This is a genomic window from Streptomyces sp. NPDC093591, from assembly GCF_044764885.1.
In the GTDB taxonomy this organism is placed as follows: domain Bacteria; phylum Actinomycetota; class Actinomycetes; order Streptomycetales; family Streptomycetaceae; genus Streptomyces.
Map to the genome: position 1 here is coordinate 53,439 of NZ_JBIWIY010000011.1, position 22,501 is coordinate 75,939.

Here is a 22,501-nt window from a genome sequence, read left to right on the forward strand (position 1 = left end):
GGCGGCCCGTCCTCTCCTCCCGGGGAAGGACGGGCCGCTTCGCTGTGCCGGGGTCGGGAACCATGACGCCCCTTCGTGTCGTCACCCGATCGGATCTGGTTCGGAGGTGAGCGATGGGTGCCTGGCAGCCGCTGCCCGACGATCTGCCGCCGGAGGTGCGGCACTTCGTGGAGCAGTTGCGGCAGCTCAAGGACCGTACGGGCCTGAGCCTGGTCGCGCTGGGTGCGCGCACGGCGTACAGCAAGTCCTCCTGGCAGCGTTACCTCAACGCCACCCAGCCCCCGCCCCGGCAGGCGGTCGTCGCCCTGTGCCGGGTGGCCGGGGTCGGGAAGGAGGAGGCGGAGCGCTTCGGGGTGCGGTGGGAACTGGCGGCGCAGGCATGGCCGAAGCCGGCGGCGCCGGCGCAGGCGCCGGTACCCGAGGAGTACGAGGACGATCCCACCCTTCCCTGGTGGGAACCGCCCCCGAAGGAGCCGGAGGTGCCGTCGCGTCGATTGCTGGTGGTCGCGGTCGCGCTGGTCGTCGTTCTGGTGTTCATGGGAGTGATCGGGGCGCTTGCGCTGGGGTGAGTCCGATGGGACTGCGGGTGCCGGACTTGTCTGAATGCGGCGTATGTGGCGCAGGTGGTCATTTATGTGCGTTCTGTGTGGCGATGTGTTGACAAGTTCGCGCATTTGCAACGAAGCCGTTCAACTGTCGGGCTAGCGTGGTCGATTGGGACGGTCCGGGACGTCCTGAGTTGTCTGCAAGGGCTTACTGCCAGGGTTGTGTCCGCTGGAGTCGGGAGCCGGTGGAACACTGGACGCGGTCCCAATGCTCCCGTGCGCCCCCATCCCGGGAACTGAGATCCTTGTCCGGCGCATCCCTGTGGGTAGCCAGAACGGGGACTCGGCAGAGGGCGTCACGCGCGGGGGAACGCGAGAAACACCAGCACCAACCGGGGGGAAGAGGGGGGAAGCAATGCCTCGTTGGAGGGCCTTGCCGGATGAACTCGATCCGCAGGTCAGGGAGTTCGCGAGCCAGCTGCGCAGGCTCGTGGACCGCAGCGGTCTGAGCATCGCGGCGCTGGCCGACCGCACGGGATACAGCAAGACGTCCTGGGAGCGGTACCTGAACGGGCGGCTGCTCGCGCCCAAGGGCGCGATCGTGGCGCTCGCCGAGGTGACGGGCACCAATCCCGTTCACCTGACGACGATGTGGGAGCTCGCCGAACGGGCGTGGAGCCGTTCGGAGATGCGCCACGACATGACCATGGAGGCGATCCGGATCTCCCAGGCGCGCGCCGCGCTGAGCGAGTTCGGGGCGCCGCCGGCGAACGCCAAGGGGGGCGCCAAGGCGGCCAAGACCGCCCGCAAGGGCGGGAGCGCGACGGCGACGCCCGGGGTGGCGGGACCGGCGGGCGTGGCACCGACCGTGCCGCCCACGGTGCCGGCCCAGCCCTCGGCGCCGGAGGTCCGGGACTCGGTGGTGCGCGACGGCGCCTCCTCCGGGGAGAACTCCTGGGGCCTGGCGGGGTATCGGGGCCCGTCGCCGACCGGTGGCCGTACGGCGGGGGAGGCACCGTCGGACACGGCGGGCGCGCCGAGCCCGTACGGCGAGCCTCCGCAGCGGCCTCGGCCGGCGGGTGGATCCGCCGGCGGCGGTGGCGGCAAGCGGCGGCTGACGATGTTCCTCGCGGGGGTCGTCGGTGTGCTGGTCGTGATCGCGGCGGTGTTCTACCTCACCGACCCCGGCAGCGGGGACAACAACGAGGGCGCGGCCAAGTCGCCCTCGCCGTCCGTGACGACCGACCCCGATCTGCCGGCCGGGGTGAAGTGCAGCGGTGACTCCTGCACCGGCAAGGACGCGGAGAGCATGGGCTGCAGCGGCGACCTGGTGACGACCGCCAAGACGGCGACCGTCGGCACGGCCGTGGTCGAGGTCCGTTACAGCGACGCCTGCGGCGCGGCATGGGGACGTATCACGCAGGCCGCGCAGGGGGACGAGGTGGCGGTGACGGTCGGCAAGACGAAGCAGACCGGCTCGATCACCCTCGCCGGCGACACGATCGCGTACACGCCGATGGTGGCCGTGAAGGACGCGGGCGAGGCAACGGCCTGCGTGACGCTGGCCGCTGGGCAGGAGGGGTGCACGCAGTAACGGGGGCGCGGGCTGTGGGGCCGGAATCCTCGCCCCCGCCGCCCCTACCCGTCCCATCTCTGGGGGCTGCGCCCCCAGACCCCCGCTGTCGGCCCTTCGGGCCTCGTCCTCAAACGCCGGACGGGCTGAAATTCAGCCTCTCCGGCGTTTGAGGCGCGGGGGTCCAGGGGGCGGAGCCCCCTGGCCGGGGTCGAAGGGGCGGAGCCTCTGGGGGATGGGAAGGGGGCGAGAAAAAGAATCGGGGGGCAGGAATGGCCGCCCGCAAAATGGGCACGCGCACCGTACCCCCACGGGAGTCCGGCAATCGGTACCCCCACCCGGCGGCCGCCCCGGTTCCACCTCTCCCGGACCGGGCGGCCGCCCCCTTTTGCCGCAATGGGCCGCCCCTTTGCCGCAGTCATGGTCATTCTGTGGGGCGGGCCACACGGACCCGGCCGTGCGAGATCCCGGATGCGCGATAGCCTGACGGGTGGATCTCTTGACGCCAAGAGATCGATCATCTCTACGTCCCGCACCCCGGGGCAGGGATGCCCTCACCGCCAGCTGTCATACGGAGAACGCCATGACCCGCACTCCCGTGAACGTCACCGTCACCGGCGCGGCCGGCCAGATCGGTTACGCCCTGCTCTTCCGAATCGCCTCCGGCCAGCTGCTCGGCGCGGACGTGCCGGTCAAGCTGCGGCTTCTTGAGATCACCCCGGCGCTCAAGGCCGCCGAGGGCACCGCCATGGAGCTCGACGACTGCGCGTTCCCGCTCCTGCAGGGCATCGACATCTCGGACGACCCGAACGTCGCCTTCGACGGCGCCAACGTCGCGCTGCTCGTCGGCGCCCGCCCCCGTACCAAGGGCATGGAGCGCGGTGACCTCCTGGAGGCCAACGGCGGCATCTTCAAGCCGCAGGGCCAGGCCATCAACGCCCACGCCGCGGACGACATCAAGGTCCTGGTCGTCGGCAACCCGGCCAACACCAACGCGCTCATCGCGCAGGCCGCCGCGCCCGACGTACCGGCCGAGCGGTTCACCGCGATGACCCGCCTCGACCACAACCGCGCGTTGACCCAGCTGGCGAAGAAGACGGGCTCGACCGTCTCCGACATCAAGCGGCTCACCATCTGGGGCAACCACTCCGCCACCCAGTACCCGGACATCTTCCACGCCACCATCGCCGGCAAGAACGCCGCCGAGGTCGTGAACGACGAGAAGTGGCTGGCCGAGGACTTCATCCCGACCGTCGCCAAGCGCGGCGCCGCGATCATCGAGGCCCGTGGCGCCTCGTCCGCCGCGTCGGCCGCCAACGCCGCCATCGACCACGTCCACACCTGGGTCAACGGCACCGCCGACGGCGACTGGGTCTCCATGGGTATCCCGTCCGACGGTTCCTACGGCGTTCCCGAGGGGCTCATCTCCTCCTTCCCCGTCACCACCAAGGACGGCAAGTACGAGATCGTCCAGGGCCTGGAGATCAACGAGTTCTCCCGCACCCGTATCGACGCCTCCGTCCAGGAGCTCACCGAGGAGCGCGAGGCGGTCCGCTCCCTCGGCCTGATCTGAGCCGACCCGCACCTGTGATCCCCGGGCCGCGCGGCAGCGGTCCGGGGATCAGTGCGTTCACCCGCACCCACACGCCCTGCCGCTCCGCTCAGCCCGCCACGACCAGTGCCGCCAGGTCCAGAAAGGCGTTCAGCGCCGGGGCCCGCAACTGGTCCAACTGCCGGAAACCCGGGGACCACAGCGACCGGTCGTAAGGCACGGCGACCACCTGGTCGGCGCCGATGTCGAAACGGGCGTGAAGGTCGTCCGGCACGGCACGGACCGGACGTTGCTCGACCTCGGTCACCACGACGATCGCCCGGTCCGCCAACTGCCGGTGCCCGTCGACACGCAGCCGGTCGAGCACCCGCCACGCGGCGTCGAGATACCAGCCCGAGTTGCCGCAGCACAGGATCAGCCGGTCGGTCAGATCGAGGACGGCGTCGGCCGACCGGTCCAGTCGCTGCGGGGCCCAGTCGGTGAGGACGAACGAGTAGTAGGGCGCGGTCCTCGCCAGCACATGCGGATAGGCCTGGGCGTGGATGAGGTTCGGGGGGACATGGCCCCCGGGGTGCGCGGCGACCTCCAGCCCCGACGGCAGGCGGGTGGTGCGGGCGCGGACCTCCTGGTACGTCGGGTCGGCCGGCAGGTCGGCCAGGTCGCGAACGGTGGCCGGGTTCCGGTCGGTGAGGAAGGCGTCGAGCGCTCCCTCGTCGTCCGCTCCGTCGAGGGCCAGGACGGGCTCCCCCCGGACGGCGGCGAGCAGCGAGCCCAGCACCATCGTCGTGGTGGCCCGCCCGCTGTAGACCCGGCCGCCGTGGTGGTAGGCGCCGACCAGGGTGATGCGCCGGGCGTGGCGCAGGGGTGTCCGCAGCCGTTCCAGCCGGATCTGCCGTTCGCGGCGGGCGGCGCCGAGGCGGGGCGGGCGCAGGGGCAGGGAGCGGGGGTCCGAGGGCGCGGCGTTGGCCGGGGGCAGGTCGAGCGGTACGCGCGACGACGGCCGGGTGCGGGCCTGGGGCTGGGCCGCGGGCGCCGGAGGGCCGGTGCGTTCGGCGCGGGACTGGGCGATGTACTTGGCCAGGACGTCCGCGACCTCGCCCGCCGTGGGGCGCTCGGCCGGATCGGGGCTGAGACAGCGCAGCACGATCTGCCGCAGCCGCGCCCAGGTGTCGCCCTGCCACAGGTGCATGCCCTCGGGATGGCCGGGGACCCGCCAGTGCAGTTCCCGGCCCGCCTTGCTGCTGACGAGCTGGAGCAGGTCGCCCAGCGCGCGCACATTGTCCTCGGGGGTCGGCGCCGGGCCCGTACCCGCGTACCGGCCGTCCAGGGCGCAGTCGGACAGGTCGGCGAGGACCACCGAGCGCCGCAGCACGAAGATGTTCTCGGCACTGAGGTCCGAGGGCACGATCCCGTGGAGGTGGCACAGGGCCAGGGCGCTCGCCAGATGCCAGCCGACGAGCAGCCCGGTGAGCTTGTCGAAGGGGGCGCCACCCGTCGCGTGGGCCTGGTTGAAGAGCTCCGCCAGCCGGGGCGGGGCGGGCGCGGGGCCGTCCTCGATCGGCGCCGAGGCCACCCAGACCGGCCTACGCCCGATGCCGCTGCCGAGCAGGGCGGGCGCGTACTGTCCGCCGAGCCGGCGCAACGCCTCCGCCTCCACCGCGATCAACTCGGCACCGTCGGCGGGGACATCGGAGCGCGGGGTCCGCACCATGGCCCTGGTGTTGTCGACCACGTGGACGCCGTCGTACTCCACCACCCGTCGCAGCCGCCGTCGGCCGCGCAGCCGGTAGGGGCCCATCCGCCGCGGGTCGTCGCCCGTCAGGCGCCCCCAGCCGTCCCCCGACGTGCCGCCCTGTTCGCGCAGGCCCCGCTCCAGCCCGTGCACGCCGGAGTCGAAGGACACCCCGAACCGTGCCAGCAGCTTGCGCTCCACGCTCGTGAACGGCCGGTGCGAGCCGGGGAGCCGGGCGGAGCCGTCCGGGTGGGCGAGCCAGGCCGGGAAGTCGGGGGAGTTGCCCGCCAGTTGTTCGAGACGGAGCCCGATCGTGCGGCTGGTCCTGAGGAGCTCGGCCTGCGGGACGGCGTCCAGGAGCACGGACCTCGACGTGTCGGAGAAGTCGAACACCTGGTGCTTGGCGGGCAGCGGCCCCGGCACGGGCGCGGGGTGCGGCCGCATGAGCCCGCCGAGGAAGACCTCCGCGAGATGGGAGGTCCGCGCCTGCCACGGAACCGCCGTCTGGACGAGCCGCATCACCGGCACCGTGAGCGGTGACACGGCCGCCAGGTGCGCCGCGAGCCGGTACGCCTCCGGCGTGGCCGCGTCCCGGAAGTGCTGGGCGCCGCCCGGGCCCCGGGGCGCGGGGGCCGGGCAGGACGGGCGCGGCCGGGTCAGCAGCGGCAGCCGTACGGTGGCGCCCGGCGAGGCGAGCAGGTGGGCCCAGTTCCGCAGGGCGGCGGCCGTCGGCTCCAGGACCGGCACCGGCACACCGTCGAAGGCGGCCAGGCCGGGCGGCAGTACCGGGTCGGTGATCTCCCAGGAGGTGTTGGCGCCGCCGATCCTCCGGGTGGTGGCCTGCCAGCGTTCCGCGTGGATGCCGGAGCCCTCCCACAGGTCGGGCGGCAGGGTGTGCAGCAGGGCGGTCGGGCCCCGGGAGGCCCAGGTGGCCAGCAGGCCGTGCAGGACACCAGTGCGCCAGGCGGTGCCCATGCCGTCGCTGACGACGAGGACCAGGGTGCGGCCCGACGGGTCGCCCACCGTGCTCAGCGGTACGGGTGCGCTGTCGGGCCGGAACGGGTGGGTGCGCAGCCGGGGTTCGTCGGTGCCGCGCGTGTCGAGGCCGAGGACGCGGGTGGTGGCGAAGGCGCCCAGGCGTTCGAGCAGGGTGCGCAGTTCGGCGGCGAGGCGGTGCCACAGCAGCATCGACAGACCGTCGTCGACGAGCAGGACCAGATGGAGCCAGCGCTCCTGCACGGGCCGCTGCACCACGTCGGGCAGCCGGGTCTCGGCGAGTTCGGCGGCGGTGCGCTCCTCGTCGATCTCCAGGCGGTGCGGGCTGGCCAGGCGGCGCCGCAACGGCCGTAGCGCGCGCCCCAGTTCGAGTTCGCCCGTGAGGGCCTTGTCCTCGGGGACCCGGACGGGCATCGCCTTGTCCGGCTCGGGGCCCTGGCGCAGCCGTATCTCGGGCACCGGCGCGGCTTCGGGCTCCTGCCGGGCGTCCGAGTACAGCGGGTGCGCGGTCAGGTCGGGCAGGTCCGGGTCGTCGGGCCGGGGCGCTTTCGCCGGGTGCTCCGGGCCGGTCTCGTCCGGCTCGGCCGGGGCCGGCTCCGTGGGCGGCGCCGGTGCCGTGCGCGCGAGGCGCGCGAGGGGCGCCTCCGGTCCGCCGGGCACGCGCCGGGCCAGCCACAGCACGTCGAGCACCTGATCGGCGTCCAGCTCGTGCCCGCAAGCCGTCAGCACCCGCAACAGCTCGCCGAGCCGCCCGCCCCCGCCGGCCTCGGTCACAGCGCTCCGGTGAGCTGGTGCAGTACGGCGTCCAGCAGCTCTTCCGCGTTGAGGTTCACCCCGCCGTTGCGCAGGAACACGGCGTTGAGCAGCTGGTCCGTGGCGAGTTCGCCGGGGGCGCGGCGACGCAGGAACGTCTCGATCAGGTCGTCCGCGTCGCGCAGGGCCTCCTCGCCCAGGTGCGCGGTGACGATGGCGCGCAGCCGGGCCTCGTCCGGTATGGGCAGGGCGAGGCGGACGCAGCGGCGCAGGAAGGCGGGCGGGAACTCGCGCTCGCCGTTGCTGGTGATGACGACGACCGGGAACTCGGCGCACTGCACGCGGCCCTGATGGACCGTCACCGTCCCGCGATGGTCGGCGGTCTGCACCTCCACGTCCGCCATGTCCTCGGGGAGCCGGGTCAGCTCCGGGATGTCGAAGTAGCCTTCCTCGAAGACGGTGAGCAGGTCGTTGGGCAGGTCGACGTCGCCCTTGTCCATCTCGTCGATGAGCAGCGCACGCGGCGTCGGCGACGGCACCAGGGCCGTGCCCAGCGGGCCGAGCCGGATGAACGTCCCGATCGACGGCTCGCGTTCGCCCCGGTCGCGGCTCAGCGTCGTCTCGCGCAGCCGGCCGATCGCGTCGTACTGGTACAGCGCCTCCCGTACCGTCGACCGGCTGTTGATGGACCAGCGCAGCAGCTCGCCCAGCCGCAGCTCGTGCGCGACGGCCCGGGCGAGCGACGACTTGCCGGTGCCGGCCGGCCCGGTGACCAGCAGCGGGCGGCGCAGATGCAGGGCGGCGTTGACGACGTCGGCATGCTCCTGCTGGATCAGATAGGGAAGTTCGGGGCGGACGGCCGGCGTCGGGCTGAAACGGCGCCACGGCGGGGCCGGGGGCAGCGTCACCTGGCGCGGGAGACCGTCGCCGCGGAAGAGGCGCCAGTCGGCCTCGGAAGGGGACGTCATGCGCTCTCCTGTGGGTCGGTCAGCTGCAGTCGGGGCACCGTGCGGTCGGCGTCCGCCCAGGCGAGGACGGGGCGGCCGGGGAACTCGGGGGCGCGGGTGCCCCGGGCGTTGGCCCGGTAGACCCGCACCCCGTCGGGCAGTTCACGGGTGGCGAGTTCCGCCATGTGCTTGGCGGCGTGCGAGGGAGTGTCCCGGCCGCGGTCCCACACCACCACCGGTATGCCCACGGCGAGGCAGATCTGAACGATCCGGTCGCGTGGGCCCGGCGGCACGTCGACGGACACCCGGACCGTGTCGAGCCGGCCCATCAGTTCGTAGTACACCTGGTGCGGATCCTGGGCCGGATCCGACACGACCAGCGTCTCCCCGGAGTCGAGCTGTCTCCACCGCTCCCGCCAGTCGGGAAGGAAACGCTCGTGCCGGCGCAGGAGTTCCGGACAGTGCACGACCAGCGGGAACTCCGCGCCCAGCATGCCCGGGATGATCTCGCCGGGCGCCTGGGCCGCCCATTCGTCGACCGGCAGGTTCAGGTTGTCGCTGTCCACGAGCACCTCCACCAGCGGCCGCCCGCCGTCCGCGGCCGAGGGCGTGAGGGACTCCATGACGCGCAGCAGTTCGCGCGCCGCCTCGGAGGCCGAGTACGCGGCGGAGCTGTCGGCCGACACCTGCCGGGGCCCGGAGCCCTCGTCGCACCAGATGCGCAGCCGGTGCCGGCCCCGGGCGGCCTGTGTCACCTGGACCAGGACCCGCACCCGCCCGGTCCTCGCGCGCACCATGCGGGCCCAGTCCTCGGCGTCCGAACGCCGCTCCCGCAGCGCCGCGGCGGGGATGCCGAGCCGCACCGCCACACTGTCCGACCACAGCCGCAGCACCCCCTTCTGCGGTGCCGGGCACAGTACGGCGACGTACTCGACGACTCGCAGCAGCGCCGGCACCCGGGGCCCGCCGCCGTCGGAGTGGCCGTCGCCCGCCAGCCTCTCCAGGCTGAGCAGCTGGGCGTCCGGCGTGTCCCCGTCGGAGCGGACGTCGACCCGCTTCGCGGCCTCGCGCACCACCTCGGGGAGCCGCCCGAGCACCGGCCGGTCCACTTTGCGCAGCAGCTGGTGCAGTTGCAGGTGCTCGCGCGGCGAGAGCAGCAGCGCGGACTCGAAGAACTGTCCCGCCGCCAGTACGCGGTCGGCCGCCGCGGGGTTCGTGGGCCGCAGGATCTGGGTGAGCGCCGCCACCGCCCGCGGATGGCTGACCAGGAAGCCCGCGAACTCCTCCACCGACGGCGGGGCGACGGCGCTGCCCGGCTCGCGGCCGCACTCGACGGCCAGCTTGCGGGCGGTGTCGCCGAAGGAGTACGACGACGTCGGCAGGGCGTACCGGATCGTCTCCACGAGTTTGACGAAGGGCGGATCGCCGGGGTCGTAGGACTGCCCGGCCTCGGTGTCCTCGTCGGCCGGCGCCACCCCCAGCGTCCGCAGCTCGGCCTCGACCCGCTGCCAGGGGATGCCCCAGCTGCGCCGGATCATGTCCTGCGGGCCGGGCGGGGCGTCGCACGACGGCATGAAGTGCGCGGCCACGAGTCCTACGACGGCACCGTCCTCGTCGGACCACAGCGGGCCGCCGCTGTAGCCGCGGCCGACCGGCATGCCCGTGCTCTTGCCGTCGAGATAGCCGATTCCGTCGTCGAGGGCGGCGACCTCCATGTCGGCGAAGGTCGCGCTGTACCCGCTGCCGTGCCAGGCGCGTACCCGCCGGCCCGGCACCATGTGCGTGCGACGGTCGGGCGCGGGCACTCCGCGCGGCGGAGCGTCGATCCGCAGGACCGCGAGATCGCCGAGCCACTCCAGGTCGCCGTCCCGCACGGCCTGCCCGTCGCGGGTGCGCGGGGGAATCCAGTGCGCCACCCGCGCGGGGTACCGCTCGGTCCTCCGCGCCCCCTTCACCTCGACGTTCACTTCGACGAACAGCTCCTCCAGGCCGGGCGGCCGGGGGTCGAACTGCGCCCTGCCCAGGGCGTCGTTGACGACATGCGCGCAGGTCAGCACCGAGTCGGTGCCGAGTACGACCGCCGCGCCCGCCGTCTTGCCGTCGGCGGTCCGGCGCACGGACGCGGCACTCGGCCGCCACTTCTCGCCGGGCGCCGCACTGATCTCCTTGAACCAGCCCACGGCTACTCCGGACCGGCCGCCGGCTTCCAACTGGCGGTGACGGTGAGGTGCGCCTGCCCGTTGCCGCCGACGATCCCGAATTTGAGGTCCTGTCCGACCTGAACGCCGAAGGTCACGCTGAGCTCGTTGGGCGGCTCCGGTACGTCCTTCACAGCGTCGTGCACCCCTTGCAGCAGAGGCCCGAGGTGCTGCAGAGCGCCCCGCAGGGCACCGGTCGCGATGTTGGCGACGGCCCGGCCGCCGGTGGCGACGGGGACGGCTCTGCCCATGCCTTCGGGGAGGTCGTCCTCGCCCCGCGCGGGCGCGGGTGCGGGGGCGAGCAGGAACCTTACGGGCGTACCGTCGTCGAACTCTGATTCCGAGATGGTGGACACGACAATATTGTGGCTCAAGTCCCCTGATTGGACACTGAGTTCACCACTCCCGACCGCCTCGTGGCCGGGTCGGACCGGCCGAGGGCGGTCAGACGGTCGGCGACAGCCGCTTCTCGAACCAGTGGCTGGCGTAGACGTTGTCGTCGTAGGCCGGGATGTCCGTGTATCCGCACGCCCGGTACATCGCCTGCGCCTCGGTGAGCGCGGCATGCGTGTCGAGGCGTACGACGGTCAGGTGCCGGGCGGCGGCCTCCTGTTCGAGGGCTTCCAGCAGTCGGCGGGCGAGGCCGAGGCGGCGGGCGTCGGGGTGCACCCAGACGTGGCGGATCTCGCCGACGCCGGGCTCCAGGCGGCGCAGCGCACCGCAGCCCACGGGGCGTGACTCCTCGTAGGCCACGAAGAACGCGCCGGCGTCGCCGGACACCTCCCGCGGCCGTACGAGGGCGTCCTTGTCGAACCCTTCGGGGAACCGCTCCTCCAGGTCGGCCGCGTACGCGTCCAGACAGGCCCGGGCGTCCGGTGCGGCGCCGTCGACGAGGTCGACCGTGATGGACGCGAGGCGCAGCAGGCGCTGTGCCGTGGCCATCGCCTCGGTCAGTTCGGCGCGCTGCGGTGCGCTGAGACCTTGGAGGAGCCCGGCGGCGGCCGCGTGCGCGCGCCGGTTCTGCTCCTTGACCTCCACCCGTCCGGCCGGGGTCAGCTCGATCATCCGCAGCCGGCTGTCCTGCGGGTGCGCACTCAGCCGGACCATGCCCTGCGACTCCAGCGCCTTGGCCATCCGGCTCAGATACCCGGCGTCCAGACCGAGCCGGCTCCTGAGCTCACGCAGGGACGCGCCGGCCGGGCACTCGGAGATCTCGAACAGCAGCCGGGCCTCGCCGAGCGGGCGGTCCTGGCCGAGGTAGTGGTCGTCCAGGACGCCGATGCGGCGCGTGAAGTAGCGGTTGAAGCGGCGCAGGGCCGTCACGTCCCGCGTCGGGACCGGCTCCGTGCCGCTCACTGGATTGCTGACCTGCTCCATAATTCTTTGACTTTAGTCAAAGGTCGCGTCGGAGGCCATGCCTGCGGCCGCTTCCGTGAGGCGCCGGCCGAGCGCGCGGACCGCCTCCCGCAGTTCCGGTGGTCCGACGACGCGGAACGGGGCCCGGATCGCCGTGAGCTGTTCGGCGTACCAGTCCGGTTCGTCGGTGGTGGCGAGGAGGCGCGTGGTGCCGTCGTCGATCGGCTCGGGGCGGCCGAGGCTGCGGGGCAGCCACGCGGCCACGAGCGCGGCGGGCGCCTCGATCACGATCTCCACCTCATGGGTCCAGCCCTGGGAGAGGTGCTCCTCAAGGGTCTCGACGGGGCGCGGATCCGTCGGTGGCACGAAGGTCTCGGGGAGTGCTGTCACCGTGGTGACCCGGTCCACGCGCAGGACGCGTCGCGCGTCGCGCGTGTGCGACCAGCAGAGCAGATACCAGCGGCCGTGGTGGACGACGACCGCCCAGGGATCGACCTCCATGGTGCGCTCGCCGCGCGAGCCCAGCCGGTAGCCGAGGCGCAGACGGTGATGTGCGGCCGCGGCCTGGACGAGAGCGGCGGTGGTGTCAGGGTCGGGGCGCGAGGCGGCGCCGGGGCCGCCCCGGGTACTGACCCTGCGGACCGCCTCGGCCGGGTGTGCCACCGGTTCGGGCAGGGCGCGCAGGAGCTTGCCGAGCGCGCTGCCCACCGGTCCGGACGGGTCGGCCGCGTCGTGGTGGCCGTCCAGTACGGCCATGACCAGGCCGAGCGCCTCGTTCGGCGTGAACATCAGCGGCGGCAGGCGCAGCCCCCGGCCGAGGCGGTAGCCGCCGTACGGGCCCCGGGTGGACTCGACCGGGATGCCGGCCTCGCGCAGGATGCCCACGTACCGCCGGGCGGCGCGTTCGGAGACGCCGAGGCGGGTGGCCATGCGGTCGGCGGTGATGCCGGGGTTGTTCTGGAGGAGTTCCAGGAGCAGGAGGGCGCGGGCGGTGGGGCTTTCGTCGTGGCTCATCCCGGCTCGTCCTCGGCACTGGTGACTTTGATCCCCGGCGCGTTCCGGGGCGTCGCGTATTCCGGAAGTGGATCGACCGGAACCGACCCTAGTCTGCCCGTCATGACCTACGACACCGAAGAGCCGGTCCTCGTCGAGCCGCCCGTCGCCGGCTCCGAGGTCGACACCCTGATCGGCTCCCTGGAGCGGCAGCGCCGGACCTTCGCCTGGAAGTGCGAGGGGCTGGACGCCGCCGGCCTGGGCGCACGGCTCGCGCCCTCCGCCCTCACCCTGGGCGGTCTGCTCAAGCATCTGGCCCTCGTCGAGGACGAGTACCTCACCCGGCGCCTGCTCGGAGTGGAGCTGCCCGCGCCGTGGGACGCGGTGGACTGGGACGCCGACCCCGACTGGGAGTGGCGGTCGGCCGCGGGGGACGCGCCCGAGCAGCTGTACGCGCTGTGGGAGGAGGCGGTGGCCCGTTCCCGGACGAACCTGCGGCAGGTGCTGTCGGAGGGGGGAGTGGATCAGCCGGTCCGCCACACCTGGCCCGACGGCCGGGCGCCCAGCGTGCGGCGGGTCCTGATCGATCTCGTCGAGGAGTACGCCCGCCATGTCGGGCAGGCCGACATGATCCGGGAGTCGATCGACGGCCGGGTGGGGGAGGATCCGCCGGCCGACTTCTGAAACCGCCTTTCGGGACCGCCTTTGCACCACCGTCGGCACCACCCCTTCTACACCGCCTTCGGCGTCCTTTTCGTTCCTGTTTGCCCGCATGTTCAGTGACACAGCACACTTTCGGCCATCGATCGCGCATGCAATCCGAACGCCAGGGCAGGTGCTGACGGTCCTCGTGAGTGACACCTGTGTGACTCAGGGGCACCGAACAGGAACGGAAGGCAACCCCGATCATGACCGGACAGCAGGCGCGACAGGCGCGACAGACGATTCACGCGGGCGGCGAGTGGCGCGAAGCCGTCACCGGCGCGACGCGCGAGATCCTCGACCCCGCGGACGCCCTGCCCTTCGCCGTGGTCGCGGAGGGTGACGAGAAGGACACCGACCTGGCCGTGGCGGCCGCCCACCGTGCCTTCGACGGCGGCCAGGGCGAGTGGTCCCGCACCCCCGTCGCCGAGCGTGCCGCCCTGCTGCGCCGCGTCGCCGACCTGCTGGTGCGCGACCGCGAGGAGCTCGGCCTGCTGGAGAGCCGCGACGCCGGGAAGACCCTCGAAGAGGGCCGGGTCGACATCGACTGCGTCGCCGACGCCTTCCGCTACTTCGCCGACCTCGTCGCCGCCGAGGCCCCGGGCCGGGTCGTCGACGCGGGTTCGCCCGACATCCACAGCGTCGTCGTCCATGAGCCGGTCGGCGTGTGCGCGCTGATCACACCCTGGAACTACCCCCTGCTCCAGGCCAGTTGGAAGATCGCGCCCGCGCTCGCGGCCGGCAACACCTTCGTCGTCAAGCCGAGCGAGATCACGCCGCTGACGACGATCGCGCTGATCGAGCTGCTCGTCGAGGCGGGCCTGCCGGCCGGCGTCGCCAACATCGTCACCGGGCCCGGCCACACCGTCGGCGCCCGGCTCGCCGAGCACCCCGACGTCGACCTCGTCTCCTTCACCGGCGGCCTGGTCAGCGGCACCAAGGTGGCCCAGGCCGCCGCGCCCAGCGTCAAGAAGGTCGCCCTCGAACTCGGCGGCAAGAACCCCAACGTCGTCTTCGCCGACGTCTGCGCCACCGACGAGGCCTTCGACACCGCCGTCGACCAGGCCCTCAACGCCGCGTTCATCCACAGCGGCCAGGTCTGCTCGGCGGGCGGGCGCCTCATCGTCGAGGAGTCGGTCCGGGACCGTTTCGTGGCCGAACTCGCCCGCCGGGCCCAGAAGATCCGCCTCGGCCGCGGCACCGCCGACGGCGTCGAGTGCGGACCGCTCGTCTCCGAGCAGCAGCGCGCGAAGGTCGAGGCGTACGTCGACTCCGCGCTCAAGGAGGGCGCGGTGCTGCGCTCCGGCGGCAAGCGCCCCGAGCCGTCGCCCGAGCGGCCGGAGAACGGCTACTTCTACGAGCCGACCGTCCTCGACCACTGCCACCGCGAGATGCGCGTCGTACGGGAGGAGGTCTTCGGCCCGGTCCTCACCGTGGAGACCTTCCGCACCGAGGACGAGGCGATCGCCCTCGCCAACGACACCGAGTACGGCCTCGCGGGCGCCGTCTGGACCGCCGACGCCGGGCGGGCCCGCCGGGTCGCGGGACGGCTGCGGCACGGCACCGTCTGGATCAACGACTTCCACCCCTACCTCCCGCAGGCGGAGTGGGGCGGCTTCGGCAAGAGCGGGGTGGGCCGCGAGCTCGGCCCCGCCGGACTCGCCGAGTACCGCGAGAGCAAGCACGTGTACCAGAACCTGGCGCCGAAGCCGGTTCGCTGGTTCTCGGGCTGACCTCCCGGCCCCCTGCCGTAAGACCCGGTCCCCCTGACCCCGTAAGACTTCGCAAGTCCCCTGGAGCTACCCCCACATGTCCCAGAACACCCCCGTCTACGACTACGTCGTGATCGGCGGCGGCACGGCCGGTTCCGTCATCGCCTCCCGCCTCACCGAGAACCCCGACGTCACCGTCGCCGTCATCGAGGGCGGCCCCAGTGACGTCGGCCGTGACGACGTGCTGACCCTGCGCCGCTGGATGGGCCTGCTCGGCGGCGAGCTGGACTACGACTACCCGACCACCGAGCAGCCCCGCGGCAACTCGCACATCCGGCACAGCCGCGCCCGCGTACTCGGCGGCTGCTCCTCGCACAACACCCTCATCGCCTTCAAGCCGCTGCCGTCCGACTGGGACGAGTGGGAGGCGGCCGGCGCCAAGGGGTGGGGCGCGGTGCCGATGGAGGCGTACTTCGCCCGGCTGAAGAACAACGTCGTCCCGGTCGACGAGCAGGACCGGAACGCCATCGCCCGCGACTTCGTCGACGCGGCGCAGGGCGCGCTCGACGTCCCGCGCGTCGAGGGCTTCAACAAGCAGCCCTTCACCGAGGGCGTCGGCTTCTTCGACCTCGCCTACCACCCCGAGGACAACAAGCGCTCCTCGGCGTCGGTGGCGTATCTGCACCCGGTGATGGACGAGCGCGAGAACCTCACCATCTGGCTGGAGACCTGGGCGTACAAGCTGGAGCTGAACGGCACCCGCGCCGAGGGCGTGCACGTGCGCACCAAGGACGGCGAGGAACTGCTCATACGGGCCCGCAACGAGGTCGTCCTGTGCGCCGGCGCCGTCGACTCGCCCCGCCTGCTGATGCACTCCGGCATCGGTCCCAAGGAGGACCTCACCCGGCTGGGCATACCGGTGGTCCACGACCTGCCGGGCGTCGGCGAGAACCTCCTCGACCACCCCGAGTCGGTGATCGTCTGGGAGACCCACGGACCGATCCCCGAGAACTCCGCGATGGACTCGGATGCCGGGCTGTTCGTGCGGCGCGACCCCGAACACCAGGGCCCCGACCTGATGTTCCACTTCTACCAGATCCCGTTCACGGACAACCCGGAGCGACTGGGCTACGAGCGGCCGGAGTTCGGGGTGTCCATGACCCCGAACATCCCCAAGCCGAAGAGCCGCGGCCGGCTGTACCTGACCAGCGCCGACCCGTCCGTCAAGCCCGCGCTCGACTTCCGCTACTTCACCGACGAGGACGACTACGACGGCCGCACCCTCGTCGACGGCATCCGCATCGCCCGCGAGATCGCCGCGACCGAACCGCTGGCGAGCTGGCTCAAGCGCGAGGTGTGCCCCGGCCCGGACGTCACGGGCGACGAGGAGCTGAGCGAGTACGCCCGCAAGGTCGCGCACACCGTGTACCACCCGGCGGGCACCTGCCGTATGGGAGCCGCCGACGACGAACTGGCCGTAGTTGACCCGCAGTTGAGGATCCGGGGCCTGGACGGCATCCGGATCGCCGACGCCTCCGTCTTCCCGACGATGACCGCCGTGAACCCGATGATCGGGGTGCTCATGGTCGGGGAGAAGGCCGTCGACCTGCTTGGAGGTGAGGCGTGATGAGTACTGCCCCTGCTACCCCTGCCACTCCTGGTACCCCTGCCACCCCTGTCTTCTCTGTCGAAGGTCTCTGGAAGGTCTTCGGTCCGAAGGCGCACCGCGTCCCCGCCGACCCGGAGCTGACCACGCTCGCACCGGCCGAGCTGCGCGCCCGCACCGGCTGCACGGCGGCGGTCCGGGACGTCTCCTTCGACGTCCGCAAGGGCGAGGTCTTCGTCGTCATGGGCCTGTCCGGCTCCGGCAAGTCCACACTGGTGCGCTGTCTGACCCGGCTGATCGAGCCGACGGCGGGCACCATCGCCATCGACGGCGAGGACGTCCGCGCCATGGACAAGACCCGCCTGCGCGAACTGCGCCGGCACCGCGCCGCGATGGTCTTCCAGCACTTCGGCCTGCTGCCGCACCGCACGGTCCTGGACAACGTGGCCTACGGCCTGGAGATCCAGGGCGTCGGCAAGGCGGAGCGCCGTGAGCGGGCCGCCGAGGTCGTCGCCAAGGTCGGCCTGGAGGGCATGGAGCACCGCAGGCCGGGCCAGCTGTCCGGTGGCCAGCGCCAGCGCGTCGGCCTCGCCCGGGCGCTGGCGGTGGACCCGGAGGTGCTGCTCTTCGACGAGCCGTTCAGCGCGCTCGACCCGCTGATCCGGCGGGACATGCAGGAGGAGGTCGTGCGCCTGCACCGCGAGGAGGGCCGCACGATGGTCTTCATCACCCATGACCTGAGTGAGGCGCTCAAGCTCGGCGACCGCATCGCCCTCATGCGCGACGGCCGCGTCGTCCAGCTGGGCACCCCCGAGGAGATCGTGGGCTCGCCGGCCGACGACTACGTCCGTGAGTTCGTCCGGGACGTCCCGCGCGAGCAGGTCATGACCGTGCGTACGGCCATGCGGGCCGCCTCGGCGGACGAGACCGGCAGCGGCCCGGCTCTCGCGCCGGACGCGACGGTGTCGGAGGCGATCGAGGCCGTGGCGCGTACCGGGGCCCCGGCCCGGGTCATGGACGGGGCACGGTGTCTGGGGGTGGTCGACCACGAACGGCTTCTCGGCGTCGTGGCGGGGACGGAGCCGAGTTCCCCAGCGGGGGCGCGGCAGGGTGCCGTAGCGGGGGCAGAGATGAGCAAGGAGGTGGCGTGATGGCCACCGTCACCACCCCCGCCCCTCGCGTCGCCGTTCCCGGCGTCCTCAAACACCCTGCCCTGCGCAAGCTCCTGCTGCTCGCCCTCGCCGCCGCGATCCTCGTACCGCTGGCCAACGCCCGCTGGGCGAGCGGCACCTGGCCCGCCGCGCTGACCGTCGACTTCACCGAGCCGCTCACCAAGGCCAGCGTCTGGATCATCGACAACCGGGACAGCCACCCGCTGTTCGTGTACTTCTTCGGGCACATCAGCAACGCGGTCGTGCTCTCGGTGCGCGCCGTGTACCTGGTGCTGCTCGCGGCCGGCTGGGCCGGCGTCACCGCCGCCGCGTCCCTGATCGCCTGGCGGGTCGCGGGCTGGAAGCTCGCCGCCGGCACCGGTGTCGCGTTCCTGGCCTGCGGGTTCCTCGGCATGTGGATCCCGACCATGCAGACCCTCGCGCTCATGGTCGTGGCGGTCCTCGCCTCGGTCGTCGTGGGCGCGCTGCTGGGCCTCGCCGCCGGGCTCTCCGACCGTATGGACCGGATCCTGCGCCCCGTCCTGGACACCATGCAGGTGCTCCCGGCGTACGCCTACCTGCTCCCCGTCGTCCTGGTCTTCGGCATGGGCGTCCCCGCGGCCGTCCTCGCCACCGTCGTCTACGCCGCCCCGCCGATGGCCCGCCTCACCGCCCTTGGCCTGCGCGGCGCCGACAAGGAGGTGCTGGAGGCGGTCGAGTCGCTCGGCACCACCGCGCGGCAGCGCCTGCTGACCGCCCGCATCCCGCTGGCCCGCAAGGAGCTCCTCCTCGGCCTCAACCAGACGATCATGATGGCGCTGTCCATGGCGGTCATCGCGTCGGTCATCGGCGCGGGCGGCCTCGGTGACCGCGTCTACCAGGCGCTGGGGTCGGTCGACGTCGGCGCCGCGCTCGCGGCCGGTATCCCGATCGTGCTGCTCGCCGTCGTACTGGACCGGGTGACCGGCGCGGCGGGGGCGGCGCTCGGTGACGAGCCGCAGCCGAACGGCCGGGCACGCTGGCTGTACGCCCTGGCCGCCGCCGTGGCCGTAGCTGTCGCCGGCCGTCTCGCGGGCCGCCTCGACTGGCCCGACGCCTGGGCCGTGAACATCGCCGAGCCGGTCAACCGCGCCGTCGACTGGATGACCGACCACCTCTACTCCGGCGTCCCCGTCATCGGCGGCACCGCCGACTGGGCGGCCCACTTCACCACCTGGGTCCTCGACCCCGTACGCGACACCCTGCAGGGGCTGCCCTGGTGGTCGGTGCTGCTGATCGTCGCCGCCCTCGCCTGGCTGATCGGCACCTGGCGCACCGCGCTGACCGCCGTGCTCGCCATGGCCGCGATCGGCGTCCTGGGTGTGTGGACGCCGTCGCTCGACACCCTCTCCCAGGTGCTGGCGGCCGTCGCCGTCACCCTGGTCCTGGGCTTCGCGACCGGCATCGCGGCGGCGCGCAGCGACCGAGTCGAGCGGATGCTCCGGCCCGTCCTGGACGTCTTCCAGACGATGCCGCAGTTCGTGTACCTGATCCCGGTGGTGGCCCTGTTCGGCGTGGGCCGCGCCCCGGCCGTCGCGGCAGCGGTCGTCTACGCCCTGCCCGCCGTCGTCCGCATCACCACCCAGGGCCTGCGCCAGGTCGACCCGGCCGCCCTGGAGTCGGCCCGCTCGCTCGGCGCGACCCCCGCCCAGCAGCTGCGGCAGGTCCAGCTCCCGCTCGCCCGCCCGGCGTTGCTGCTCGCCGTCAACCAGGGCGTGGTCCTGGTCCTCGCCGTCGTCATCATCGGCGGCCTGGTCGGCGGTGGCGCGCTCGGCTACGAGGTCGTCGCCGGCCTCGCGCAGGGCGACCTCGCGACCGGTCTGGTGGCCGGCGCGGCGATCGTCTGCCTGGGCCTGATGCTGGACCGGGTGACCCAGCCGACGGAACGCCGCGCGAAGAAGGGAGCGTGACATGCGATTTCGTACCCGACGTATGCGTACGACTGCCGTAGTGGCCGGGGCGTCCTCGCTGCTGCTGCTCACCGGCTGCGGCGCCGCCGACATGACCAAGCAGGCCTCGCCCTTCGCCAACGCCCAGGGCACCAAGACCGTGACCCTCTCCGTCCAGTCCTGGGTCGGCGCGCAGGCCAACGTGGCCGTCGCCCAGTATCTGCTGGAGCACGAGCTCGGCTACCGCGTCGACACCGTCCAGATCGACGAGGTCCCCGCCTGGGACGCGCTCAGCCAGGGCCGCGTCGACGCGCTCATGGAGGACTGGGGCCACCCCGAGGAGGAGCAGCGGTACGTCAAGGACAAGAAGACGATCGTGCCCGGCGGCGACCTCGGGGTCACCGGGCACATCGGCTGGTACGTCCCGACGTACTTCGCCAAGGCCCACCCGGACGTCACCGACTGGAAGAACCTCAACAAGTACGCGGATCAGATGCGCACCGCGGAGAGCGGCGGCAAGGGCCAGCTGATGGACGGCTCGCCGTCCTATGTCACCAACGACAAGGCGCTGGTGGACAACCTGGACCTGAACTACCAGGTGGTGTTCGCCGGTTCGGAGGCCGCGCAGATCACGCAGATCAAACAGTTCGCCAAGGCGAAGAAGCCCTTCCTGACGTACTGGTACTCCCCGCAGTGGCTGTTCAAGAAGGTCCCGATGACCGAGGTGAAGCTGCCCGCGTACAAGGAGGGCTGCGACGCGGACCCGAAGAAGGTCGCCTGCGCCTATCCGCACACGCCGCTGCAGAAGTACCTCAACGCGGACTTCGCCAAGACCGGCGGCGAGGCGGCGGCCCTGCTGAAGAAGTTCAAGTGGACGACCGAGGACCAGAACGAGGTCTCCCTGATGATCGCCGACCAGAAGCTGTCGCCCGAGGAGGCGGCGAAGAAGTGGGTGGACAGCCACGAGTCCACGTGGAAGGCGTGGCTGTCCTGACGGACGGCGTGGCCGTCCCGACGCTCACTTCGTGAGACCGGCCGCGATCTCGCGCAGCGCCTCGGCGGAGCTGCGCTGGAGTCCCGGCCCGAACGTGATCCGGGTGGCCCCTAGTTCACCGAGTCCGGTGGGCGAGGGGCCGCCCCCGGTCACGGTGCCGTGCACATTGACCGGCCCCTGGATCCCGGAGCGCAGCAGCGGCAGTACGTCGACGGGGGCGCCGATCGGATACACGCAGTCGGCGCCCGCGGCGACGTACCACGCGGCCCGCTCGATCGCCTGTTCCGCGGCCTGCTTGGGGTCGGCGGAACCGGGTGGGCGGATGAAGGTGTCGATCCGGGCGTTGACGAAGAGCCGGTCGGCGGCGGCGTGCCGTACCTCGGCGAGCCAGTCGGCGTGCGCCCGCGGGTCCTTGAGCGCCCCGTCCTCGGAGTCCTCCAGGTTGCACCCCACGGCGCCCGTCTCCAGCAGCCGCTCCACCAGCTCCTTCGGCGCGATCCCGTACCCGCCCTCGATGTCCGCCGACACCGGCACGTCGACGGCCCGGACGATCCGCGCGACCGCCGCGAACATCTCGTCGGCCGGGGTCTGCCCGTCCTCGTACCCGAGCGAGGCGGCGACGCCCGCACTCGGGGTGGCGAGCGCCGGGAACCCGGCCTCGACGAAGACACGGGCGCTTGCGGCGTCCCAGGGGCCGGGCAGGACGAGCGGGTCGCCGGGCGCCTTGCGTCGGTGCAGCGAGCGGAAGGCTTCGACCTTGGTCATGTGGTGTATCCCCCTGGTGGAATGCGACGGCCGACCATCACGCGGTTCCAGTTGTTGATGGCGATGATCAGCCCGACGAGATGGGCGAGTCGGATGTCGTCGAAGTGCGCGGCGGCACGGTCGTAGACCTCGTCCGGCACGAACCCGTCCGTGAGAACGGTGACGGCCTCGGTCAACGCGAGCGCGGCCCGCTCCCGCTCGCCGAAGACGTCCCCGGCCTCCTCCCAGGCGGCCAGCAGGTCGAGCTGCCGCTCGCTCACGCCGTGCTCGCGGGCGAGGGCGAGATGCATGTCGAGGCAGAACGCGCAGTGGTTGAGCTGCGAGGCCCGGATCACGACCAGCTCGGCGAGAGCCGGGTCGCCGAGCCCCTTCTTGGCGGCGGCGCTGACGGCCGACATGGCCTGCCCGACCTCGCGGTCGAGGAGTGTCGTACGGGTCCCCGGTGCCGTACGGGTCACTGGTGCTGCCCCGGCTGGTAGTGCCCCGGGGTCATACGGCAGGTCACCCCGAACCGGTTCCACGCGTTGATCACCGTGATCGCGGCGATCAGCTGGGCCAGCTCGGCCTCCTCGAAGTGCGCGGCGGCACGGTCGTACACCTCGTCCGGCACGAACCCGTCCGTCAGTACGGTCACGGCCTCCGTCAGCTCGATCGCTGAGAGCTCCTTCGGGGTGTAGAAGTGCGCGGACTCCTCCCACGCGCCGAGCTGCACGATCCGCTCGACGCTCTCGCCCGCCGCGAGGGCGTCCTTGGTGTGCATGTCCAGGCAGAACGCGCAGTGATTGATCTGCGACGCGCGGATCTTGACCAGCTCGTAAAGCTTCGGTTCGAGCCCCTTCCGGGCAGCCGCGTCGAGCCGGATCATCGCCTTGTAGACGTCGGGGGCGTGCTGGGCCCAGTTGAGGCGGGCGGGGTTCTCGGGGGCGTACTGCACTGCGGTGGTGGTTGCGGTCGTCGTCATGATCTCGACCCTAGAAGCGAAGCAGCCCAGGAGTATG

18 protein-coding genes are annotated in these 22,501 nt (G+C 72.4%); 9 read left to right on the forward strand and 9 right to left on the reverse strand.

What is annotated here, in order from left to right; genetic code table 11:
* Positions 1 to 113: 113 nt before the first annotated feature.
* The 3 genes from ACIREI_RS23630 (at position 114) to ACIREI_RS23640 (ending at position 3,691) form a co-directional block, all read left to right on the forward strand.
* Positions 114 to 569, forward strand: a complete 456-nt coding sequence (locus ACIREI_RS23630; RefSeq protein WP_403336090.1) for a helix-turn-helix domain-containing protein — start codon at positions 114 to 116, stop codon at positions 567 to 569.
* Positions 570 to 960: 391 nt separating this feature from the next.
* Complete coding sequence (locus tag ACIREI_RS23635; protein ID WP_403336093.1) at positions 961 to 2,139, forward strand: helix-turn-helix domain-containing protein; 1,179 nt, start codon at positions 961 to 963, stop codon at positions 2,137 to 2,139.
* A 562-nt stretch (positions 2,140 to 2,701) separates the two neighbouring features.
* Complete coding sequence (locus ACIREI_RS23640) at positions 2,702 to 3,691, forward strand: malate dehydrogenase (RefSeq protein ID WP_301997485.1); 990 nt, start codon at positions 2,702 to 2,704, stop codon at positions 3,689 to 3,691.
* 88 nt (positions 3,692 to 3,779) lie between these two features.
* Here the strand turns inward: ACIREI_RS23640 and ACIREI_RS23645 are convergent, their stop codons facing one another.
* The 6 genes from ACIREI_RS23645 to ACIREI_RS23670 form a co-directional block, all read right to left on the reverse strand.
* Entirely contained in the window at positions 3,780 to 7,172 is a 3,393-nt protein-coding gene (locus tag ACIREI_RS23645; RefSeq protein ID WP_403336096.1) for an SAV_2336 N-terminal domain-related protein, read from the reverse strand.
* Positions 7,169 to 8,119: an AAA family ATPase gene (locus ACIREI_RS23650; protein WP_403336098.1), complete on the reverse strand. Its 951-nt coding sequence runs from the start codon at positions 8,117 to 8,119 to the stop codon at positions 7,169 to 7,171. The genes ACIREI_RS23645 and ACIREI_RS23650 overlap by 4 nt, the downstream gene beginning before the upstream one ends.
* Positions 8,116 to 10,278, reverse strand: coding sequence for a trypsin-like peptidase domain-containing protein (locus ACIREI_RS23655; RefSeq protein WP_403336101.1), 2,163 nt, complete (start codon positions 10,276 to 10,278; stop codon positions 8,116 to 8,118). The genes ACIREI_RS23650 and ACIREI_RS23655 overlap by 4 nt, the downstream gene beginning before the upstream one ends.
* Before the next feature lie 2 nt (positions 10,279 to 10,280).
* Positions 10,281 to 10,652, reverse strand: a complete 372-nt coding sequence (locus tag ACIREI_RS23660) for a CU044_2847 family protein (RefSeq protein WP_403336103.1) — start codon at positions 10,650 to 10,652, stop codon at positions 10,281 to 10,283.
* 88 nt (positions 10,653 to 10,740) lie between these two features.
* Positions 10,741 to 11,673 (reverse strand): GNAT family N-acetyltransferase, encoded by a 933-nt coding sequence (locus tag ACIREI_RS23665; protein ID WP_403336105.1) that lies wholly within the window; start codon positions 11,671 to 11,673, stop codon positions 10,741 to 10,743.
* Positions 11,674 to 11,685: 12 nt separating this feature from the next.
* Positions 11,686 to 12,666, reverse strand: a complete 981-nt coding sequence (locus ACIREI_RS23670) for a helix-turn-helix transcriptional regulator (RefSeq protein ID WP_403336107.1) — start codon at positions 12,664 to 12,666, stop codon at positions 11,686 to 11,688.
* A gap of 102 nt (positions 12,667 to 12,768) precedes the next feature.
* Here ACIREI_RS23670 and ACIREI_RS23675 point away from each other — a divergent pair, with 102 nt between their 5' ends.
* The 6 genes from ACIREI_RS23675 (at position 12,769) to ACIREI_RS23700 (ending at position 20,738) form a co-directional block, all read left to right on the forward strand.
* Positions 12,769 to 13,329 (forward strand): DinB family protein, encoded by a 561-nt coding sequence (locus tag ACIREI_RS23675; protein ID WP_403336110.1) that lies wholly within the window; start codon positions 12,769 to 12,771, stop codon positions 13,327 to 13,329.
* A gap of 224 nt (positions 13,330 to 13,553) precedes the next feature.
* On the forward strand, positions 13,554 to 15,080 hold the full coding sequence (locus tag ACIREI_RS23680) for an aldehyde dehydrogenase family protein (protein WP_403336112.1): 1,527 nt from the start codon (positions 13,554 to 13,556) through the stop codon (positions 15,078 to 15,080).
* Positions 15,081 to 15,156: 76 nt separating this feature from the next.
* The gene (locus ACIREI_RS23685; protein WP_403336115.1) at positions 15,157 to 16,686 is read left to right on the forward strand and encodes a GMC family oxidoreductase; all 1,530 of its coding nucleotides are present in this window, start codon (positions 15,157 to 15,159) and stop codon (positions 16,684 to 16,686) included.
* Positions 16,686 to 17,816, forward strand: a complete 1,131-nt coding sequence (locus ACIREI_RS23690) for a glycine betaine/L-proline ABC transporter ATP-binding protein (protein ID WP_403336118.1) — start codon at positions 16,686 to 16,688, stop codon at positions 17,814 to 17,816. Before ACIREI_RS23685 ends, ACIREI_RS23690 begins: the two co-directional genes overlap by 1 nt.
* On the forward strand, positions 17,816 to 19,765 hold the full coding sequence (locus ACIREI_RS23695) for an ABC transporter permease (protein WP_403336121.1): 1,950 nt from the start codon (positions 17,816 to 17,818) through the stop codon (positions 19,763 to 19,765). Before ACIREI_RS23690 ends, ACIREI_RS23695 begins: the two co-directional genes overlap by 1 nt.
* Position 19,766: 1 nt before the next feature.
* Positions 19,767 to 20,738 carry an ABC transporter substrate-binding protein gene (locus ACIREI_RS23700; RefSeq protein ID WP_403336124.1) on the forward strand — a complete coding sequence of 324 codons (972 nt, stop codon included), beginning with the start codon at positions 19,767 to 19,769 and terminating at the stop codon, positions 20,736 to 20,738.
* Positions 20,739 to 20,762: 24 nt separating this feature from the next.
* Here the strand turns inward: ACIREI_RS23700 and ACIREI_RS23705 are convergent, their stop codons facing one another.
* The 3 genes from ACIREI_RS23705 to ACIREI_RS23715 are packed head-to-tail and all read right to left on the reverse strand — an operon-like array spanning position 20,763 to position 22,464.
* Complete coding sequence (locus ACIREI_RS23705; protein WP_403336126.1) at positions 20,763 to 21,503, reverse strand: isocitrate lyase/phosphoenolpyruvate mutase family protein; 741 nt, start codon at positions 21,501 to 21,503, stop codon at positions 20,763 to 20,765.
* A complete protein-coding gene (locus ACIREI_RS23710; RefSeq protein ID WP_403336129.1) occupies positions 21,500 to 21,961 on the reverse strand; it encodes a carboxymuconolactone decarboxylase family protein in 462 nt (153 codons plus the stop codon). Before ACIREI_RS23710 ends, ACIREI_RS23705 begins: the two co-directional genes overlap by 4 nt.
* Entirely contained in the window at positions 21,958 to 22,464 is a 507-nt protein-coding gene (locus ACIREI_RS23715) for a carboxymuconolactone decarboxylase family protein (RefSeq protein WP_403336131.1), read from the reverse strand. The genes ACIREI_RS23710 and ACIREI_RS23715 overlap by 4 nt, the downstream gene beginning before the upstream one ends.
* Positions 22,465 to 22,501 lie beyond the last annotated feature (37 nt).

Bases quoted from the DNA above. Each gene is read 5' to 3' on its own strand.
- ACIREI_RS23630 (WP_403336090.1), top strand. From the start codon at position 114: ATGGGTGCCTGGCAGCCGCTGCCCGACGATCTGCCGCCGGAGGTGCGG.
- ACIREI_RS23635 (WP_403336093.1), top strand. From the start codon at position 961: ATGCCTCGTTGGAGGGCCTTGCCGGATGAACTCGATCCGCAGGTCAGG.
- ACIREI_RS23640 (WP_301997485.1), top strand. From the start codon at position 2,702: ATGACCCGCACTCCCGTGAACGTCACCGTCACCGGCGCGGCCGGCCAG.
- ACIREI_RS23650 (WP_403336098.1), bottom strand. From the start codon at position 8,119: ATGACGTCCCCTTCCGAGGCCGACTGGCGCCTCTTCCGCGGCGACGGT.
- ACIREI_RS23665 (WP_403336105.1), bottom strand. From the start codon at position 11,673: ATGGAGCAGGTCAGCAATCCAGTGAGCGGCACGGAGCCGGTCCCGACG.
- ACIREI_RS23670 (WP_403336107.1), bottom strand. From the start codon at position 12,666: ATGAGCCACGACGAAAGCCCCACCGCCCGCGCCCTCCTGCTCCTGGAA.
- ACIREI_RS23675 (WP_403336110.1), top strand. From the start codon at position 12,769: ATGACCTACGACACCGAAGAGCCGGTCCTCGTCGAGCCGCCCGTCGCC.
- ACIREI_RS23680 (WP_403336112.1), top strand. From the start codon at position 13,554: ATGACCGGACAGCAGGCGCGACAGGCGCGACAGACGATTCACGCGGGC.
- ACIREI_RS23685 (WP_403336115.1), top strand. From the start codon at position 15,157: ATGTCCCAGAACACCCCCGTCTACGACTACGTCGTGATCGGCGGCGGC.
- ACIREI_RS23690 (WP_403336118.1), top strand. From the start codon at position 16,686: ATGAGTACTGCCCCTGCTACCCCTGCCACTCCTGGTACCCCTGCCACC.
- ACIREI_RS23695 (WP_403336121.1), top strand. From the start codon at position 17,816: ATGGCCACCGTCACCACCCCCGCCCCTCGCGTCGCCGTTCCCGGCGTC.
- ACIREI_RS23700 (WP_403336124.1), top strand. From the start codon at position 19,767: ATGCGATTTCGTACCCGACGTATGCGTACGACTGCCGTAGTGGCCGGG.
- ACIREI_RS23705 (WP_403336126.1), bottom strand. From the start codon at position 21,503: ATGACCAAGGTCGAAGCCTTCCGCTCGCTGCACCGACGCAAGGCGCCC.
- ACIREI_RS23715 (WP_403336131.1), bottom strand. From the start codon at position 22,464: ATGACGACGACCGCAACCACCACCGCAGTGCAGTACGCCCCCGAGAAC.